The sequence below is a fragment of the Pseudomonas sp. Colony2 genome (assembly GCF_019382755.1).
Taxonomy (GTDB): Bacteria; Pseudomonadota; Gammaproteobacteria; order Pseudomonadales; family Pseudomonadaceae; genus Aquipseudomonas.
Window position 1 is genome coordinate 6,287,231 of the sequence record NZ_CP080030.1, and the last position, 18,236, is coordinate 6,305,466.

Here is an 18,236-nt window from a genome sequence, read left to right on the forward strand (position 1 = left end):
CGATTGACCAAATTAACCATTCAGTACATTTTATCGGCATACATAAAAACAACAGTGGAGAACCCTCTATGCCGCCCATCGTGCTGGTGCTCAACGGCCCCAACCTCAACCTGCTCGGCACTCGCGAGCCCGCCACTTATGGCCATGAAACCCTGGCCGACCTTGCTGCCCTGTGTGGCCGCAGCGCCGAGCAACTGGGCCTGAAAGTCGAATTCCGCCAGACCAACCACGAAGGCGAATTGCTGGACTGGATCCACGGCGCCCGCGCCCGTTGCGCCGGCATCGTGATCAACCCGGCAGCCTGGACCCACACTTCGGTGGCGATCCGCGACGCGCTGGTGGCCAGTGAAGTACCGGTGATCGAAGTGCATTTGTCCAACGTGCATGCCCGGGAAGCGTTCCGTCATCACTCGTTCGTGTCGCCGATTGCCAAGGCGGTGCTGGCCGGGTTTGGCAGCCACGGTTATCACCTCGCCCTCGAACATTTCAGCAAGAACTTGAAGGGATGAGCGCGGTGTCCAAACGTCGAATTCTGGCCGGCCTGATCGGCGTCGGCATCCAGGCTTCCCGCACCCCGGCCCTGCATGAGCATGAAGGCGATGCCCAGGGCCTGCGTTACCTCTATCGCCTGGTCGACCTCGACCAGCTACAGGTGGATACCCGCGCCCTGCCCGACCTGTTGATGGCGGCCGAACAGATGAACTTCACCGGCTTGAACATCACCTACCCGTGCAAGCAGGCGATCCTGCCGCTGCTGGATGACCTGTCACCCGAAGCACGGGGCATCGGCGCGGTGAACACCGTGGTGCTTTGCGACGGTAAACGCATCGGCCACAACACCGACTGCCTGGGCTTTGCCGAAGGCTTTCGCCGGGGCTTGAGTGATGTGGCTCGAAAGTTCGTGGTGCAGATGGGCGCGGGCGGCGCCGGGGCGGCAGTCGCCCATGCGCTGCTGGGTGAAGGCGTGGAACGCTTGAGTATTTTCGACATGGACGCCGAACGTGCCCGCAGCCTGGCGAACAACCTCAACCAGCATTTTGGTACCGGCCGGGCGCAGGCCGGCAATGACCTGGAAAGCGCCATGGCCGAGGCCGATGGCCTGGTGAATACCACGCCGATGGGCATGGCCAAGCTGCCGGGCATGCCCGTGCCGTTGGGCACCTTGCGCGCCGACTTGTGGGTAGCGGAGATCGTGTACTTCCCACTGGAAACCGAACTGCTGCGCAACGCCCGCGCCCTGGGTTGCCGCACCCTGGATGGCGGCAACATGGCGGTGTTTCAGGCGGTGAAGGCGTTTGAGTTGTTCACTGGCGAAGTGGCGGATGCAGAGCGCATGCTCGCGCACTTCCAGAGCATGACCACCCAACTGTAGAAACCGGATTAGAAATGTGGGAGCGGGCTTGCTCGCGAATGCGGTGGATCAGCCAAACATCCGGCGACTGACCCACCGCATTCGCGAGCAAGCCCGCTCCCACATTTTGCTCGGTGTTGAACTCAAGCCTGCAGGTAGCGCAACACCGACTCGCAGATCATCGCCCGATGCCGCTGCTTGACCGCCTCATCCGACAACTCGATCTGAAAGATCTCGCTGAAGGTGTGGCGGTTCGACACCCGGTAAAAACTGAACGAGTTGATCAGCAAGTGCACGTCCAGCGGCTCCAGCCCTTCCCGGAACAACCCCAACTCGGCGCCCCGGCGCAACGTGGTGCCAAGGGCTTCGAGGATGTTGCTGTTCATCGCCTTGATCGACGTCGACTGCTTTACATACTCGGCGTTGTGGATGTTCTCGATGCTCACGATGCGCACAAAATCCACGTTCTGATCGTGGTGATCAAAGGTGAATTCCACCAGCCGGCGGATCGCTTCCCGGGGCTCCAGGGCCGTCAGGTTCATCCGTGTCTCGGTGTTGCGAATGTCGCCGTAGAGTTTCTCCAGCACCTCGACGTAGAGCTGCTCCTTGCTGCCGAAGTAGTAATAGATCATGCGCTTGGAGGTCTGGATACGCTCCGCGATCGCGTCCACCCGGGCGCCGGAAAGGCCCTGGGTGACAAACTCGACGATGGCTTCCTGGAGAATGTTCTCGCGGGTCTTTTCCGGGTTGTTCTTGCGGCTCTTGCGCGGTGCGGTGGCCGCGGCGGGAAGCTCGGAGATCAGGGTCATGGTGCGCTCACGGCCTTAGGTGCAGGCGCTGATTATGGGCCGCGCCGCACGCCGAAGGAAGCGCCGACACCTTACAACCTGGCCTGGCGCACCGCACCGCTGCGGGACTTGGCCATGGCCGCCAGGCGCACCGCCACGTTGGCCGCACCGTAGCCGGCGTAACCGTTCTTGCGCTGGATGATCTCGAAGAAAAACCGGCCCTCGAACGGTTCGGTATAAACGTGAAACAGTTCACCGCCCTGGGCATCGCGGTCGTAGAGGACGTTGTAATACGCGAGCTGGCTGAGGAACTCGTCATCGAAATCAAACCGCGCCGCCAGGTCATCGTAATAGTTCAGCGGGATATCCAGCAGCGGCACGCCCGCATCCTTGGCCCGGCTGACCTCGGCGAAAATGTCCGCGCAGTCGAAGGCAATGTGGTGCACGCCCGAGCCGCGATAGCTCGACAGCGCGTGGGAAATCGCGGTGTTGCGGTTCTCGGAAATATTCAGCGGCAGGCGAATCGAGCTGCAACGGCTGCGCAGTGCCCGGCTTTTCACCAGGCCGTAGGGGTCGGGCAGCACCACTTCGTCGTCGGCTTCGAAATCCAGCAAGCTTTTGTAGAACAACACCCAACTGTCGAGGCTGTCGGCGGGCAAGGCCATGGCCATGTGGTCGATGCGCAGCAGGCCGCCGCTGGCGGCGTTCGCCGGTTGCAGGTTGAAGTCGGTGTCGTAGAGGCCGCCTTCGTGCTGGTCCACCAGGTAGATCAGGCTGCCATCCGGTGCGCGCACCGCTGCCAGCTCCAGCTCGTTGGGGCCGACCAGCCCACGATACGGCTGGCCCTTGTAGGCCACCGCCCGCTCCAGGGCCTTGGCGCTGTCCTTGACGCGGATCGCCGTGGCGCACAACGACGGGCCGTGGGCCTCGAAGAAGTTATGGGCGAAGGAATAGGGTTCGCAATTGAGGATCAGGTTGATATCGCCCTGGCGCAACAGGCTGACGCTCTTGGATCGATGCTGCCCGGCCTTGACGAAGCCCAGGCGCTCCAGCCATGAAGTGAGCTTGGCACCGAGGTTTTCATCCACGGCAAATTCCAGGAATTCGATGCCGTCGTATTCGCTGGCGGCCGGGGTTTCAAACAGGATCTCGGGGACCTGCGTCGCTTCTTGCTCCAATCGCTGGCGGGTTTTCTCTTCGAGGTACAGCAGCGAGCGCAGGCCGTCGGCGGCATTCGCCCGGGTCGGTGCGGCGCGGAAGCCATCGTTGAAGACTTCCAGGGACAACGGCCCGGTGTAGCCGCTCTTGATGATCGGGGCGAGAAAGCCCGCCAGGTCGAACTCGCCCTGGCCTGGGAAGCAGCGGAAATGCCGGCTCCATTCCAGTACATCCATAGCGAGGATCGGTGCATCGGCCATCTGCACAAAGAAAATCTTGTCGCCGGGAATCTCGGCAATCGCACTCGGGTCGCCCTTGAGAGACAGGGTGTGGAAGCTGTCGAGCAACACGCCCAGGCTCGGATGATCGATCTTGCGCACCAGGTTCCACACCTGCTGCCAGGTGTTGACGTGCCGGCCCCAGGCCAGCGCTTCATAGCCGATGCGCAAGCCCCGGCGGCCAGCGTGTTCGGCCAGCAGGCTCAAGTCATCCAGCAGAATGCTTTCATCGCCCACGGAATCGGCTGACGCGTTACTGCACACCAACACCAGGTCGGTGCCCAGCTCCTGCATCAAGTCGAACTTGCGCTCGGCCCGCTCCAGGTTGCGTGCCAGACGGTCGCGGCGGCAGCCCTCAAAGTCCCGGAACGGCTGGAACAAGGTGATGGCAATGCCGAGGTCGGCGCACATTTGCCTAACTTCACGCGGGCTGCCGTCGTAATACAGCAGATCGTTTTCGAAGATTTCCACGCCATCAAACCCGGCAGCCGCGATGGCTTCGAGTTTTTCCGGCAAGGTTCCGCTCAAGGAAACGGTGGCGATGGAGCGTTGCATGGGGCGACTCCCGGCATTGAGGCATGTCTTGTTTACGGCAAATTATTGGCCGCCAGGTTCATCACAGCAATTGAAATGTACGAACCGGTTAGTTTTATGGGCGATTATCGAACAGAATGGCAATCGGCGAATTGACGATTTTTTAGCCGCTGCGCACCATCGACAGCACATTGAGCCCCGCTTCCATTGAGCGGCCTCGGTTAACCAAGACCCTGAACACACCATAAAAATTTCAAAAAAACGGGTACTTCCTCATGCCTTCGCAAAATCCCGCCGTGGCCGTGGGCCACAGCAATCCCCATAGCGGCATCGGTGACAAAATCCGTGGCGCCATGGCTGTCGGTAAAACCCGCTGGGGCATGCTGGCCCTGGTGTTTTTTGCCACCACCCTGAACTACATCGACCGCGCCGCCCTCGGCGTGATGCAACCGATCCTGGCCAAGGAAATGAGCTGGACGGCGATGGACTACGCCAACATCAACTTCTGGTTCCAGGTGGGTTACGCCATCGGCTTTGTGCTGCAAGGCCGGTTGATCGACCGGGTCGGCGTCAAGCGCGTGTTCTTCTGCGCGGTGCTGCTGTGGAGCCTGGCCACCGGCGCCCATGGCCTGGCCACCTCGGCGGTGGGCTTTATGGTCTGCCGGTTCATTCTCGGGCTGACCGAAGCCGCCAACTACCCGGCCTGCGTCAAGACCACCCGCCTGTGGTTCCCCGCTGGCGAGCGTGCCGTGGCCACCGGGATCTTCAACGCCGGCACCAACGTCGGCGCGATGATGACGCCGATGCTGCTGCCGCTGATCCTCCACGTGTGGGGCTGGCAGGCGGCGTTCCTGTGCATGTCGGCACTGGGCGGGATCTGGCTGGTGCTCTGGGGCTTGAAGTACTACAACCCGGAAGACCATCCAAGCGTGAAGCAATCGGAACTGGACTACGTACAACAGGAAGTCGAACCGGAACAACCCCGCGTACCGTTCAGCCGGATCCTGCGGATGCGCGGCACCTGGGCCTTCGCCCTCGCCTACTCGATGACCGCGCCGGTGTTCTGGTTCTACCTGTACTGGCTGCCGCCGTTCCTGAATCAGCAATACAACCTGGGCATCAACGTGACCCAGATGGGCATCCCGCTGATCATCATTTACCTGACGGCGGACTTCGGCAGCATCGGCGGCGGGATCCTGTCTTCGTTCCTGATCGGACGCGGGATGAACCCGATCAAGGCGCGGCTGCTGTCGATGTTGCTGTTTGCCTGCTGCATCGTCGGAGTGATCATGGCCGCCGGCTCCAGCCACCTGTGGGTCGCGGTGTTTGCGATTTCCCTGGCCATCGGCGCGCACCAGGCCTGGACCGCCAACATCTGGAGCCTGGTGATGGACTACACGCCCAAGCACATGATGAGTACGGTGTTTGGTTTTGGCGGCATGTGCGCGGCCATCGGCGGGATGTTCATGACCCAAATCGTCGGCCATATCCTGACCGTGACCAACAACAACTACACCGTGCTGTTCACCCTGATTCCGGCGATGTACTTCATCGCGCTGATCTGGATGTACTTCATGGCGCCGCGCAAGATTCCGACCGTCGAGGTCTGAGTTTCCTACCTGCGCCGCTGCTGCCAGGCAGCGGCCAACCCGCTCAGGCAAATCACCCCGATCCCGACCACGGTGGTCAGGTCCGGGGTGTGGTTGAACACCAGCCAGCCCAACAACCCCGCAAACACGATCTGGCAATAGCCGAACGGCGCCAGCAGGGCCGGCGCTGCGAAGCGGAAGGCCTGGGTCAGCATCAAGTGTGCGGTCATCCCGCACGTGCCCAGCGCCAGCATCAGCACCCCGTGCCACAGGCTCGGCACCTGCCAGAAGAACGGCACCAGCGCACTCATCACCAAGGTGTTGCACAACCCGGCGAAGAAGTTGCTGGTGGTGGGCGTGTCGTACTTGCTGAGGATGCGGGTGAGCAGTTGGTAGAAGCAGAAGAACAACGCCGACGTCAGCGGCAACAACACCGCCGGGGTGAACAGCTCACCACCCGGGTGCACAATGATCAGCACCCCGATAAACCCGCAAATCACCGCCAGCCATTGGCCGCGGGTCACGTGTTCGCCCAACAGCGGCACCGACAACGCGGTGACCAGGATCGGCGCAAGAAAGTTGACCGCCGTGGCCTCGGCCAACGGGATAAAGTGCAGCGCCGCCGTAAAGAACAGGCTAGTGCCCAGCAGGCACAAGGCCCGCGCCACTTGCAGTAAAGGGCGTTTGCTGCGCAGTACCCGCAGGCCCGATTGCGGCAGGAAGATCCCGGCCATCAACAGCGTGTGCACCAGGTAGCGAGCCCACACCACCATCACGATCGGGTAGAACCCGGCCAGGTATTTGGACAGCGCGTCGTGGCTGGAAAACAGAAAGGTTGCCACCACAATCAGCAAAATGCCTTTGAGCGGGTGGTTGACGCCGGAAAGTGGGGTGCTGAGGGTCATTGCATTCTCTTGAGTGGCAGGCTGAAATGACCGCCGCATACCGCGGCATAATCTAGAACGGGTGACGCGCCTCGCTCAAGAGCATAACCAAACACTGTTCGAACAGCGCACTAAATTGCGGTTTTCCAGTCCAACGCTTCACGCCGCCCCGCCCACTGCGCGTTTTTTAACCAAGGCTTTCTCACCATGAAAAAAACCCTGTTGATTCTTTCGACCCTGACGCTGCTCAGCGCCTGCGACAAGCAAGCCGAGACCGCCAAGACGCCCGCCCCGCCGTCTGTCCAGGCAACGTTGGTACCGCAAGTGCTGCCCACCGACAAATGGGTCGGCAAGTGGATTGGCGTCGAAGGCCTGAACCTGACCATCGCCAAGGACGACAGCATCGGCCGCGGCCACTATGTACTGACCATGAAATACGGCCTGGATGACGACGATTCCGGCACCTTCAAGGGCCAGGCATCCGAAGACGGCATCACCTTTGAACGCCCGGACGGGCCGCAGATCCTGAGCGCTGGCGACGGCGAAGCCACTGGCCTGAAATGGCTGGCCGACAAGAAGGACTGCCTGATCGTCGACACCGGCGAAGGGTATTGCCGCGACTGACACAAGCTTCATACAGGTCGGACGACACAGCGTTTAGCATCGTCAGACAGCCGGACTGGCGCCAACCCTACACACCAACAACACTGAGCTGCAGGTTCACAAAGAGGATTGCCACATGCTATGGAAAAAAGGCCGACGCAGCGACAACGTGGTAGACGCCCGCGATGACAGCGGCGGCGGTGGCATGCGTTTTGGGGGCGGCAAGGGCCTGAGCCTGACGGCCATCGTGCTGATCGTCGGCATCGGCTGGCTGACCGGCCAGGACCCGATGCAGATCCTCGGGCAACTCAGCGGCCAGCTCACCGAGCAAGCGCCCTCCGTCAGCCCGCAAACCCGTCAGGCGCCGCCGGCCAATGATGAACAAGCCGACTTCGTGCGCGCCGTCCTCGGCGACACCGAAGACACCTGGGCCCAGGTGTTCCAGGAAAACGGCCTGACCTACAAGAACCCCAAACTGATCCTGTTCCGTGGCCGGGTGAACTCCGCCTGCGGTGGCGCCACGTCCGCCAGCGGGCCGTTCTATTGCCCGGCAGACCAACAGGTATACCTGGACCTGGATTTCTTCCGGGAAATGTCCCAGCGCTTCAAGGCCGCCGGCGACTTCGCCCAGGCCTACGTGATCGCTCATGAAGTCGGACATCACGTGCAGACGCTGCTGGGCATCTCGGCGAAGATTCAGGCAGCCCGCCAGCAAGGCCGGCAGATGCAAGGCGACGGCGGCCTGCTGGTGCGCCAGGAGCTGCAAGCCGACTGCTTCGCCGGGGTGTGGGCCAACCGGGCGCAAAAGCGCCTGAACTGGCTGGAGCCCGGCGACATTGAAGAAGCACTGAATGCGGCCAACGCGATTGGCGATGACCGCTTGCAGCAACAGGGCCAGGGCCGCGTGGTGCCTGACTCGTTTACCCACGGCACCTCGGCACAGCGGGTTCGCTGGTTCAAGACCGGCTTCGCCCAGGGCCAGATCACTCAATGCGACACCTTTACCGCCAAGAGCCTTTAAATGAATAAACGACTGGGTCTGCTGTTAGGTTTGTTGATCACCTGTTCCTCCTCCACCTGGGCTGCCGAACATGGCGTCAAGGTGGTCAGTCCCGATCGTTTTCACCTGGATGCCGGCGACCTGAGCGTCGGCTTGAGCCAGGACTGGCGCCAGCCGCTGCCTCAAGTTACCCGCGCGCTGATCATCGTGCATGGCCGTTTGCGCAACGCGATGACCTACCTGGACAGCGGCGAAAAAGCGGCCGAAGCCGCAGGACAAAACGCCAATACCCTGGTGATTGCGCCACAGTTCCTCAACCAGACCGACCTCAAGCGCAACCAGATCGACAGCCAGACCCTGCGCTGGAACAGTAACGACTGGATGGCCGGCGAGCCGTCCACAGGCCCGGGCCAGATCAGCTCCTACGGCGCGCTGGACCAGATCATCAAGCACCTGGGCAACCGCAAGCTGTTCCCGAACCTGAAGGAAATCGTGGTGGCCGGCCATTCCGGTGGCGGCCAGGTGGTGCAGCGTTTTGCGCTGACCGGGCATGATCACCCGCTGCTGCAAACCGAGGGCATCAGCCTGCGTTATGTGGTGGCCAACCCGTCGTCCTACGCGTACTTCAGCCCACAGCGTCCGGTGAAATTCGATGTTGCCAGTTGCCCGGGCTTCAACGACTGGAAGTACGGCATGCAAAACCTGCCGGCCTACGCCAAGGGGCAAAGTGCCGAGCAGCTGGAGCAGGCTTACGTTTCGCGTAATGTCACTTACTTGCTGGGCCAGCAGGACACCGACCCGAATCACCCGGCGCTGGACAAGAGCTGCGGCGCTGAAACCCAGGGTGCGTATCGCTTGATTCGCGGGCACAATTATTTTGACTACCTCAAGCAGCGGCACCCGCAGTTGGGCCACAAGCTGGTGGAAGTGCCGGGGGTTGGGCATGACGGGGACAAGATGTTTACGTCGCCTGAAGGGCAGAAAGTACTGTTCCAATAACCACTGAAGAAACCGGATCAAAAATGTGGGAGCGGGCTTGCTCGCGAATGCGGTGGATCAGTCAGCCTATGTATTGACTGACACACCGCGTTCGCGAGCAAGCCCGCTCCCACATTGGATTTTCATCGACCGGACTAAATCATCCGGCGCAATACCGCGCAATCTTCAGCATGCCAATCCGCCAGCTCCGGCCACGGGTTTTCCGGCAGATTGACCAGCACAGTCTTCGTCCCCGCCGCCCGCCCGCAATCCAGATCAAACCGGTAATCACCGACCATCACCATCTCTTGCGGCGCCACTTCCCACGCTCGCGCCAGCTTCAACAAACCACCCGGGTCAGGCTTGGGCGGCGCATCATCACGCCCCAACACATCCTCGGCCGCAAAGCAGTCCGCCAGGCCGATCGCCTGCAATGTCACATGGGCCAGCTCCCGCGCATTGCGCGTCAGGATGCCCAGGCGATAACCCCGCCCGGCCAATTCCCGCACCAACTCCACGGCACCGGTAGCGGCTACCGAACCCAGCGCCAGCTCACGCTCATGCGCGAGCAACCACGCATGCTTGGCCGCTGCTTCATCGGCGGGCAACGCCGCCAGGTGCGTAAGAATGTCGTCAGTCGCCGGAATATCCAGGGCCACGCGGATCGCCGCAAAATCATGCACGGCCACCGTCAGGGTGCCATCCATGTCGAACACCCAGTGCTTCACATCACTGAGGCTCATGCCCAATCCTTGCGATGACGAATCAAGCCTTCCTGGGTAACCGATGCCACCAGTTGCCCGGCGCGGTTGTACACGCTGCCCCGGGAGAACCCACGGGAATTGCCGGCCCATGGGCTGTCCATGGCGTAGAGCAACCAGTCATCGGCACGCAGGTCGGCGTGGAACCACAGCGCGTGGTCGAGGCTGGCGACTTGCATGTCTTTCTGCCACACGGTCTTGCCGTGGGGCAGCAGCGAGGTGGTCAGCAGGCCGAAGTCCGAAGCGTAGGCCAGCAGGTATTTGTGCAGCGCCGGCGAGTCGGCCAGGGCGCCGTCCGCACGAAACCACACGTATTTGACCGGGTCGGACGGCTGCGGGTTGTACGGGTCTTTCTCGGTCACCGGCCTTACTTCGATTGGCTTGGGGCACAGCAGCTTTTCGCGCATGTGCTCGGGAATCAGGTGCGCACGCTGCTGGGTCAGTTCCAGCTCCGAGGGCAGGTTTTCCGGACCAACCACCACAGGCATGGTGGTCTGGTGCTCGAAGCCTTCTTCGTCGTACTGGAACGAAGCGCTGCAGGTGAAGATCGGGTTGCCCTTCTGGATCGCCGTCACCCGGCGCGTGCTGAAACTGCCGCCATCGCGCACCCGGTCAACCGAATACACCACCGGCAACGCCGCATCGCCGGGGCGCAGGAAGTAACCGTGCAACGAATGCACATGCCGCGCCTCTTCAACGGTCTGGCTGGCCGCCGACAGCGACTGGCCGAGCACCTGGCCGCCGAACAGCTGGCGAAAGCCCAGGTCCTGGCTGCGGCCGCGAAAGAGGTTTTCCTCGATCGGTTCCAGGGTCAGCAGGTCCACCAGATCTTCCAACACTTGGCTCATAGAGCATCTCCTACAACAATCTATTGGGCATTCCGGGCTGCTTATCCGTGCAGCGTGTCCAACCATTGGGCGCGGGTGATGCGATACAACACATGATGCCGCAAGGGGTCATCGGCTGCGACCTTAGGGTGTTCAAAATCTGCCAGGGGATCGTAATGCATACCGATGGCCTGCATGACTTTTTGTGATGGCAGATTGGCTTCAGTGGTAAACGAAACGATTTCGTCCAGCTTCAGCCGGTCGAAACCACAGCGCAGGGCAGTCCAGGCGGCTTCGCTGGCGTAACCCAGGCCCCAGTGTTCCCTGGCCAGGCGCCAGCCGATCTCCACCGCCGGAGTGAACGGGGCCTCGAAGCTCACATTCAGCAAGCCGGTGAGGCCGATGAACTCGCCGCTGTCCTTGCGCTGCAAGGCCCACAGGCCAAAACCGTACTCGGCAAAATGGCCGCGAATACGCCCGATCAGCGCAGCACTTTCCAGGCGGCTCAAGGTGGCCGGGAAATACCGCATCACCTGCGGGTCGGCGCACATGCGCGCAAACTCCGGCAAGTCGGCATCGCTCCATTGGCGCAGCACCAGGCGTGCGCTTTCCAATTGCAGTATCGGCTCCATTGGTCCCCCTCCCTTGCCATGTGCGTGAGTGTAACGCGCTGTTAAGATCCGTCGCTGGTTCCCGTCAGAAATCGCCATGCCCTTGCCATTGATCTACCACGACGACTACAGCCCCGAGTTCCCGGCAGACCACCGCTTCCCCATGGATAAATTCCGCCTGTTGCGTGACCATCTGGTGGAGAGCGGCCTGATACGGGACAGCCAACTGCTGCGCCCGGAACTCTGCCCCGCCGAGATTCTGGCCCTGGCCCATGAACCTGGGTATATCGAACGCTACATGAGCGGCGAGTTGTCGCGCGAAGACCAACGGCGCCTTGGCCTGCCTTGGAGCGAAGCCCTGGCCCGGCGCACCGTGCGCGCGGTGGGCGGCTCGTTGCTGGCCGCCGAGCAGGCCCTGGAGCACGGCCTGGCCTGCCACCTGGCCGGCGGCACCCACCACGCCCACTACGATTACCCGGCGGGTTTCTGCATCTTCAATGACCTGGCCGTGATCAGCCATTACCTGCTGGCCAGCGGGCGGGTCAACCGGGTGCTGATCTTCGACTGCGACGTGCACCAGGGCGACGGCACCGCACGCATCCTCCACGACACCCCGGATGCAATCACCGTGTCCCTGCACTGCGAAAAGAACTTCCCCGCGCGCAAGGCGCGAAGCGACTGGGACATCCCGCTGCCCATGGGCATGGGCGACGCGGACTACCTCAAGGTGGTCGACGATGCCCTCAACTACCTGCTGCCGCTGTATCAGCCCGACCTGGTGCTGTATGACGCCGGCGTGGATGTACACAAGGACGACGCCCTCGGCTACCTCAAGCTGACAGACCAAGGCGTCGCCGCCCGCGATGAAAGCGTGATGCGGCACTGCCTGGGCCGCGATATTCCGGTGGTCGGGGTGATCGGCGGCGGCTACAGCAAAGACCGCCCTGCCCTGGCCCGTCGCCACGGGATCCTGCACCACAGCGCGCAGCGCGTCTGGACGTCATCAGGCTGTCATTGAGTTATGCGCGTTACCCACAATCGCTGTGGAACTGCCTGTGGATAACCTGAGTGAAAGCCCCTGCAGGCCATAAGCCGCCTGGCCTGCAGAAGGCTGTATGTTTTTTGATCAGGCAGCATGAGCATCCTCGGGTAGAATGCTCGGCCTACTTTGCCGAACCGCAGTTATCCCCATGCCCCAGACTCAAACCCCATCTCAACACGTCATCATCATCGGCGGCGGCCCGGCCGGGCTGATGGCCGCCGAAGTGTTGAGCCAGGCCGGGATCCGGGTCGACCTCTACGACGGCATGCCCTCGGTAGGCCGCAAGTTCCTGCTGGCGGGCGTGGGCGGCATGAACATCACCCATTCCGAACCGTACCCGCAGTTTCTGGCGCGCTATGCCGAGCGGGCGCCGTGCATGGCGCCGTTGCTGCGTCAGTTCGGTGCCGAAGCGTTGTGCGAATGGATACACGGGTTGGGGATTGAAACCTTTATCGGCAGCTCCGGCCGGGTGTTTCCTACTGACATGAAAGCCGCCCCGCTGCTGCGGGCCTGGCTCAAGCGCCTGCGCGACCAGGGCGTAGTTATCCACACCCGCCATCGCTGGCTGGGTTGGAATGCCGATGGCAGCCTGCTTATCCACAGCCCCGAGGGCGACAAAAGCGTACGCGGTGATGCAGTGTTGCTGGCCTTGGGCGGCGGCAGTTGGTCGCGCTTGGGCTCGGATGGGGCGTGGCTGAAGTTGCTGGAAGACAAAGGCGTGCCTTACGCGGCGTTGCAACCGAGCAACTGTGGCTTCGAGGTGTCGGCCTGGAGCGAGTTGATGGTCAGCAAATTCGCCGGGGCACCGCTGAAAAACGTCGCCATTGGCCTGGCAGACGACAAGCCACGGCTGGGGGAATGTGTGGTCACCGCCACGGGCATCGAAGGCAGCCTGATCTATGCGTTGTCGGCACCGATTCGTGAGGCGATCAACCGGGATGGATCGGCCACGGTGCACATTGACCTGTTGCCGAGTAAGCCACTGGACAAGGTGATCGCAGCGCTGAGCAAGCCGCGCGGCTCACGCTCGATGAGCAAGCATTTGCACAGTCAGTTGGGATTGGATGGGGTGAAGGCGGCGCTTTTGCGCGAGCTGTCACCGGCGGAGCACTTCAATGATCCGGCGCAGCTGGCGGTGGATATCAAGGCGCTGCCGCTGACGCTGGTGAAAACCCGGCCAATGGATGAAGCCATCAGTACCGCAGGCGGCGTGCCGTTTGAGGCGCTGGATGAACGCTTGATGATCAAGCAATTGCCGGGCGTTTTTTGCGCAGGCGAGATGCTGGACTGGGAAGCGCCGACGGGCGGGTATTTGCTGACGGGGTGTTTTGCCAGCGGGCAGGCGGCAGGGCGCGGTGTTCTTGAGTGGTTGAGGCCGGCCACCCCGGCATGACCCACTCACCCCATCACCGCCCGGCAGCAAAGTTACCTCTGACTCAACTGGCTGTTAGATCGGGATAGGCACGTTTAAAAGCTGTTACTTGCTTCTGCAGGAAAGCATCCTCTTCAGGCAGTAAAATTTTCAGATTTTCTATATAACCTGAATACGCACTGAAGAGTCTGGAAGGATCGCCGTGTTTCAAATCGTTCCATTCCTGCTTGAAGGCGTAGCTGAGTTTCTGGCCCTCTTCCTGACTGGTATAAAGCATATCCTGTAGATACTTATCCAATGGCGCCCTTATCTCAGGACTGATCGAATAATTAGCCTCATACAACGACATCAACTCTCTGAACGAATGGATTGCCTGCCCATACTCGCCGCGCGCCGCATGGTCTTCAACCCGGGACCTTAATTCGGCCACACGCAACTCTACCTGCTTGAAAGCTTTCTCGTCAGCGGCCTTGCCTTTCTTGATTTCGCCGTCTACAACAACGCCGCCGATAATGCCCGCCGCCGCCAGGACCGGCAAAACAAAAGGTACTAAAAACACAGCCATATCTACATCTCCATCTAAGTTCGTCATTCAGAAATCAGTTTCTGACTCAACCTCAGTGGAAATGAAGCATTTTAAGTTCCAGCACTTAAACACGGCGACAATTACAAAAAATATCCAAATCACAAGCAATAACTCATCAAGGATGACGAGGCACAACTTGACGCGAGCGGAATTGCTCCGCTCACGGTAGTCACTATGCGTTTACTTGATAACCAACAAGCCCTACTTCTTTTTCCGCGGCCCGGTGTTAAACACGGGCACCTTACGCACTGGCTTGATCGAAGGCTCGACCGGCGTCGCCTCCCCGCTGTCCACCCACTTGCCCAGGTTGCGCTTGCCACCACCGCCGCCCGAAGCCTTGGGTTTCTTCGGCTTTTTCGGCTTCTTCACCACCTGACCAGTGGCATCGGTATCCGGCACACGGTGCTCCGGTTCGAAGTCCTGCTCCATCTTCCGGGTCAACGTCTGACGGGTCAGCATCTCGATGGCCGACAGCATGTTCACTTCATCGGCGCACACCAGGGAAATCGCCTCACCGGTGTTGCCCGCACGACCGGTACGGCCGATGCGGTGGATGTAGTCCTCGGCCACGATCGGCAGGTCAAAGTTGACCACCAGCGGCAAGTCTTCGATATCCAGGCCACGGGCCGCCACGTCGGTGGCCACCAGGATCTGCACGTCGCTGCTCTTGAAGCGATCCAGCGCACGCTGGCGCGTGGCTTGTGGCTTGTCGCCGTGAATCCCGTCGGCGTTGATGCCCAGGCCCTGGAGTTTTTCCACCAGCGCGTCCACACCGTTACGGGTCTTGGCGAACACCAGCACCTGCTTCCAGCGGCCCTTGCGCATCAGGTGCACAAACAGCTCGGCCTTGCGCTTCTTGTCCACCGGCACCACCCATTGCTTGACGGTGTTGGCAGCGACGTTGCGCGGGCTGACTTCGACGGTCAGCGGGTCGTTGAGCATCTGCCCGGCCAACTGGCGGATCTCGTCGGAGAAGGTTGCGGAGAACAGCAAGGTCTGGCGCTTTTTCGGCAGCATGCGGTAGATGTTCGCCAGTTCTTCGGAGAAGCCCAGGTCGAGCATGCGGTCGGCTTCATCCAGCACCAGGGTTTGCAGCTGGTTGAGCTTCAGCGCGTTCTGGCGGAGCAGGTCGATCAGGCGGCCAGGGGTGGCGACCAGCACATCAACGCCTTTGCGCAGCTTCATCATCTGCGGGTTGATGCTCACGCCGCCGTACACGGCGTAAGTGGTCAGCGGCACGTTTTGGGCGTACTCGGCGACGCTCGCATGAACCTGCTCGGCCAGTTCGCGGGTCGGGCACAGGATCAGCGCGCGCACCGAGTTGGCGCTGACTTTCGGCCCTTCCATGGTCAGCAGTTGCAGCAGCGGCACGGCGAAACCGGCGGTCTTGCCGGTGCCGGTCTGGGCCGCAGCCATCAGGTCACGGCCTGCCAGCACCGCCGGAATGGCTTGCGCCTGCACCGGCGTCGGGGTCTGGTAGCCAAGCGTCTCAAGGGCGCGCAGCAAGGGTTCGATCAGGCCAAGTGTGGCGAAAGTCATGGAAATACCGTAGGAAAAAGTCAGCGCAGGGTCGCAATGCGCGGCAGTTTACCTTATTTCCGGTTTTGGCTTTCGCCACTGTGGCAGGCTGATCAGCAGCACCGCGCTGATAATCACCAGCATCGCCAGGGCTTCTTCCGTGCCGATGGTCTCGCCGACAAACACAATCCCGAGCAACACCGCCACCGCCGGGTTGACGTAGGCATAGCTGGTGGCCGCCGCGGGGCGTACGTGCTTGAGCAGGTACATATAGGCATTGAAGGCGATGATCGAGCCGAACACGGTCAAGTACGCCAGGGCCAGCCAGCCTTCCAGCGGCGGCATGGCTTGCAGGTGTTCGCCGCTGACGGCACTGAGCAACAGCAGCACGAAACCTGCGATCAGCATCTCCGCCGCACTGGCCATCGCGCCTTGAGGCAGCGGCAAATGCTTGCTCCACACCGAACCAAAGGCCCAGGCCGCCGCCGCAAAAATCAGCAAGGCCGCACCGGTGGGGCTCGATTGCAGGTTGGAGCCCATATTGAGCATGGCGATACCGATAATCCCCAGCACCACCCCGGCCCATTCCAGACGGGTATTACGCGCGCCCCAGAAATAACCACAGAGCAAGGTGAACAACGGCACCGTCGCCACCGCCAACGCGGCAACCCCGGACGCCACGCCCGTATGTTCGGCCACACTGACCGCACCGTTGCCGAAGGTCAGCAGCAAAATGCCGATCTTCGCGGCAGCCTTCCACTGCACCCACGTCGGCGCCGGCGCCCCGCGCCAGCGCAGGAAGGCATACATCAGCGCACCCGCTGTCATAAAGCGAATCCCCGCCAGCAACAGCGGCGGCCAGTACTCCACACCAATGCGAATCACCAGGTAGGTAGACCCCCAGATCACATACAACGCAAAAAAGGCGGCGATCAACGGTAAGGGAAAGCGACGTGGGCCAGGCATTGGGCAGCTCTGTGGCAGGACAAGGGAGCGTTATTTTAGAAATCCCCGGCCTTAAACATAAGTTACAAAACCTGTTTAAAGCGCCAGTACACTTTTCAAAACATGGTTATCAAGGCTATAAACCGTGCTTTCGAAAGCTATGCATTCCCGGAGCCTTATCATGGACAAATACGACCGTATGCTTCTCAGCGCCCTGCTGGAAGACGGCCGCGCGTCCTACGCGCAACTGGCGCGCACCGTGAACCTGTCCGCGCCCGCCGTGGCTGAGCGAGTGGCGAAACTGGAAGCCAGTGGTGTGATTACCGGGTATCAGGCCAAGGTCGACCTGTCGAAGGTGGGGTTGCCGATCCAGTGCGTGATTGAGTTGCGGTTGACCAATCATGGGAGCCAGAAGGTTTACGACGCGCTGTCGGAAATTCCCGAGTTGACTGAATGCCATCGGGTGACGGGCGATCCGTGCGTGATCATGCAGGCGGCGGTGGGCTCGATGCCGGAGCTGGAGAACCTGATCAATCGGGTGGCGAAATTCGGGTTCAGCAAGACCTCGATCATCTTGTCGAGCGCGATAGAGCGGCGGGTGCCGTTGGGGCAGTTGGAGGGGAATGGGAAGAGTGGCAACTGAACACGCCGCTCTGCAGCTCGTTCCCACGCTCTGCGTGGGAACGCATCCGGTGACGCTCTGCGTCACGACTTGAAGAGCGGACGCAGAGCGTCCAGGGCGGCATTCCCACGCGGAGCGTGGGAACGATCGCCACGGGCACACTTTTTAGGGCCAGCAAGACGGATCCCTTTCATTTGCAGGACCTTTCCTAGAAAATCCAACCGCCTTGTTTCGGCCGGATCAGGTAGCTAGTCTCGCTCGGTCATCGAACAATCGACGACCGGACGTGCAAGTCCGACTGGCAAGGATATACAGACGCCCTACTCCTCAACGTCCGACGTTATCTGTTATGGCGGCTGTGCGCGGGAGGTCCTCGGATCTGCCGGGTTTTCCTTTGCCCCGGTCTTGCACACCTGCGTACAGCTGCCACCTTCATTCGCGTGCAAGCGAACGGTGATAGCTTCTTACCTCAAAGGAGTTCCACCATGGTCAAAGTCACCCCCGATCCACCAGAATTTTGCAGCGACAGCCCGCTCACCCGCCGCGCCATCGATTACTACCTCAAAGCCTGCGCACCGGACGGCGCACCCTTCGTGCTCAACGACAACATGAGTTTCGAAGACGCCCTGGCACGGGCGGCCGACTTACTGCATTGCGCCGTGGCAACCGCACAGATACCCGGCGAGCCGATGAACGGGCAGCAACGGGCGGTGATGCATTTAGTGGAGATGGCGAAGGTGGTGGTGGATCGGTCGCTGGACTGCTTACAGCCTCGATAACCACCGCAAC

Annotated in this window: 19 protein-coding genes; 10 read left to right on the plus strand and 9 right to left on the minus strand. The window is 61.3% G+C overall.

The genetic code is table 11. The annotated features are described in order from the left end of the window. Positions 1 to 68: 68 nt before the first annotated feature. Both aroQ and JV201_RS25550 read left to right on the plus strand, forming a co-directional pair. Positions 69 to 509, plus strand: coding sequence for a type II 3-dehydroquinate dehydratase (gene aroQ, locus JV201_RS25545; RefSeq protein ID WP_003215541.1), 441 nt, complete (start codon positions 69 to 71; stop codon positions 507 to 509). Continuing rightward, a complete protein-coding gene (locus tag JV201_RS25550) occupies positions 506 to 1,372 on the plus strand; it encodes a shikimate dehydrogenase (RefSeq protein ID WP_219406174.1) in 867 nt (288 codons plus the stop codon). The genes aroQ and JV201_RS25550 overlap by 4 nt, the downstream gene beginning before the upstream one ends. Before the next feature lie 122 nt (positions 1,373 to 1,494). Here JV201_RS25550 and JV201_RS25555 read toward each other — a convergent pair whose 3' ends face one another. Together JV201_RS25555 and quiC are read right to left on the minus strand one after the other, a co-directional pair. After that, positions 1,495 to 2,160 (minus strand): TetR/AcrR family transcriptional regulator, encoded by a 666-nt coding sequence (locus JV201_RS25555; RefSeq protein ID WP_219406175.1) that lies wholly within the window; start codon positions 2,158 to 2,160, stop codon positions 1,495 to 1,497. 71 nt (positions 2,161 to 2,231) lie between these two features. Continuing rightward, positions 2,232 to 4,130, minus strand: coding sequence for a 3-dehydroshikimate dehydratase QuiC (quiC, locus tag JV201_RS25560; RefSeq protein WP_219406176.1), 1,899 nt, complete (start codon positions 4,128 to 4,130; stop codon positions 2,232 to 2,234). A gap of 254 nt (positions 4,131 to 4,384) precedes the next feature. Here quiC and JV201_RS25565 point away from each other — a divergent pair, with 254 nt between their 5' ends. After that, entirely contained in the window at positions 4,385 to 5,719 is a 1,335-nt protein-coding gene (locus JV201_RS25565; protein ID WP_003215533.1) for an MFS transporter, read from the plus strand. A 5-nt stretch (positions 5,720 to 5,724) separates the two neighbouring features. On the opposite strand, the gene JV201_RS25570 is transcribed toward JV201_RS25565, so the two are convergent. After that, complete coding sequence (locus JV201_RS25570) at positions 5,725 to 6,603, minus strand: DMT family transporter (RefSeq protein WP_003215531.1); 879 nt, start codon at positions 6,601 to 6,603, stop codon at positions 5,725 to 5,727. Positions 6,604 to 6,789: 186 nt separating this feature from the next. On the opposite strand from JV201_RS25570, the gene JV201_RS25575 reads away from it, so the two are divergent. From JV201_RS25575 to JV201_RS25585, 3 genes are all read left to right on the plus strand, one after another. Continuing rightward, positions 6,790 to 7,206, plus strand: a complete 417-nt coding sequence (locus JV201_RS25575) for a hypothetical protein (protein ID WP_003215528.1) — start codon at positions 6,790 to 6,792, stop codon at positions 7,204 to 7,206. A 115-nt stretch (positions 7,207 to 7,321) separates the two neighbouring features. Further along, entirely contained in the window at positions 7,322 to 8,206 is an 885-nt protein-coding gene (locus JV201_RS25580; RefSeq protein WP_102369952.1) for a neutral zinc metallopeptidase, read from the plus strand. Further along, positions 8,207 to 9,184: a hypothetical protein gene (locus JV201_RS25585; RefSeq protein ID WP_087693556.1), complete on the plus strand. Its 978-nt coding sequence runs from the start codon at positions 8,207 to 8,209 to the stop codon at positions 9,182 to 9,184. Between the two features lie 134 nt (positions 9,185 to 9,318). Here the strand turns inward: JV201_RS25585 and JV201_RS25590 are convergent, their stop codons facing one another. Genes JV201_RS25590 through JV201_RS25600 form a run of 3 tightly spaced genes read right to left on the minus strand, consistent with a single transcriptional unit; the run spans position 9,319 to position 11,383 of the window. Next, positions 9,319 to 9,906 (minus strand): HAD family hydrolase, encoded by a 588-nt coding sequence (locus JV201_RS25590; RefSeq protein WP_003215522.1) that lies wholly within the window; start codon positions 9,904 to 9,906, stop codon positions 9,319 to 9,321. Further along, the gene (gene tesB / locus JV201_RS25595) at positions 9,903 to 10,772 is read right to left on the minus strand and encodes an acyl-CoA thioesterase II (protein WP_003215520.1); all 870 of its coding nucleotides are present in this window, start codon (positions 10,770 to 10,772) and stop codon (positions 9,903 to 9,905) included. Before tesB ends, JV201_RS25590 begins: the two co-directional genes overlap by 4 nt. Before the next feature lie 41 nt (positions 10,773 to 10,813). Beyond that, positions 10,814 to 11,383, minus strand: a complete 570-nt coding sequence (locus tag JV201_RS25600; protein WP_003215518.1) for a GNAT family N-acetyltransferase — start codon at positions 11,381 to 11,383, stop codon at positions 10,814 to 10,816. Positions 11,384 to 11,459: 76 nt separating this feature from the next. Between JV201_RS25600 and JV201_RS25605 the strand changes: the two genes are divergently transcribed. Together JV201_RS25605 and JV201_RS25610 are read left to right on the plus strand one after the other, a co-directional pair. Continuing rightward, the gene (locus JV201_RS25605) at positions 11,460 to 12,380 is read left to right on the plus strand and encodes a histone deacetylase (protein ID WP_219406177.1); all 921 of its coding nucleotides are present in this window, start codon (positions 11,460 to 11,462) and stop codon (positions 12,378 to 12,380) included. 172 nt (positions 12,381 to 12,552) lie between these two features. Next, positions 12,553 to 13,797 carry a TIGR03862 family flavoprotein gene (locus tag JV201_RS25610; RefSeq protein WP_134327355.1) on the plus strand — a complete coding sequence of 415 codons (1,245 nt, stop codon included), beginning with the start codon at positions 12,553 to 12,555 and terminating at the stop codon, positions 13,795 to 13,797. A 43-nt stretch (positions 13,798 to 13,840) separates the two neighbouring features. Here the strand turns inward: JV201_RS25610 and JV201_RS25615 are convergent, their stop codons facing one another. The 3 genes from JV201_RS25615 to yedA all read right to left on the minus strand — a co-directional run bounded on the left by JV201_RS25615 (position 13,841) and on the right by yedA (position 16,846). After that, positions 13,841 to 14,368 carry a hypothetical protein gene (locus tag JV201_RS25615; RefSeq protein ID WP_238544249.1) on the minus strand — a complete coding sequence of 176 codons (528 nt, stop codon included), beginning with the start codon at positions 14,366 to 14,368 and terminating at the stop codon, positions 13,841 to 13,843. A gap of 195 nt (positions 14,369 to 14,563) precedes the next feature. Next, positions 14,564 to 15,901: a DEAD/DEAH box helicase gene (locus JV201_RS25620; RefSeq protein WP_219406178.1), complete on the minus strand. Its 1,338-nt coding sequence runs from the start codon at positions 15,899 to 15,901 to the stop codon at positions 14,564 to 14,566. A gap of 48 nt (positions 15,902 to 15,949) precedes the next feature. Further along, the gene (gene yedA / locus JV201_RS25625; protein ID WP_008436601.1) at positions 15,950 to 16,846 is read right to left on the minus strand and encodes a drug/metabolite exporter YedA; all 897 of its coding nucleotides are present in this window, start codon (positions 16,844 to 16,846) and stop codon (positions 15,950 to 15,952) included. A 160-nt stretch (positions 16,847 to 17,006) separates the two neighbouring features. On the opposite strand from yedA, the gene JV201_RS25630 reads away from it, so the two are divergent. Continuing rightward, on the plus strand, positions 17,007 to 17,468 hold the full coding sequence (locus tag JV201_RS25630; protein WP_003215506.1) for an Lrp/AsnC family transcriptional regulator: 462 nt from the start codon (positions 17,007 to 17,009) through the stop codon (positions 17,466 to 17,468). A 464-nt stretch (positions 17,469 to 17,932) separates the two neighbouring features. After that, a complete protein-coding gene (locus JV201_RS25635) occupies positions 17,933 to 18,226 on the plus strand; it encodes a DUF6124 family protein (RefSeq protein ID WP_134327356.1) in 294 nt (97 codons plus the stop codon). Positions 18,227 to 18,236: the final 10 nt, after the last annotated feature.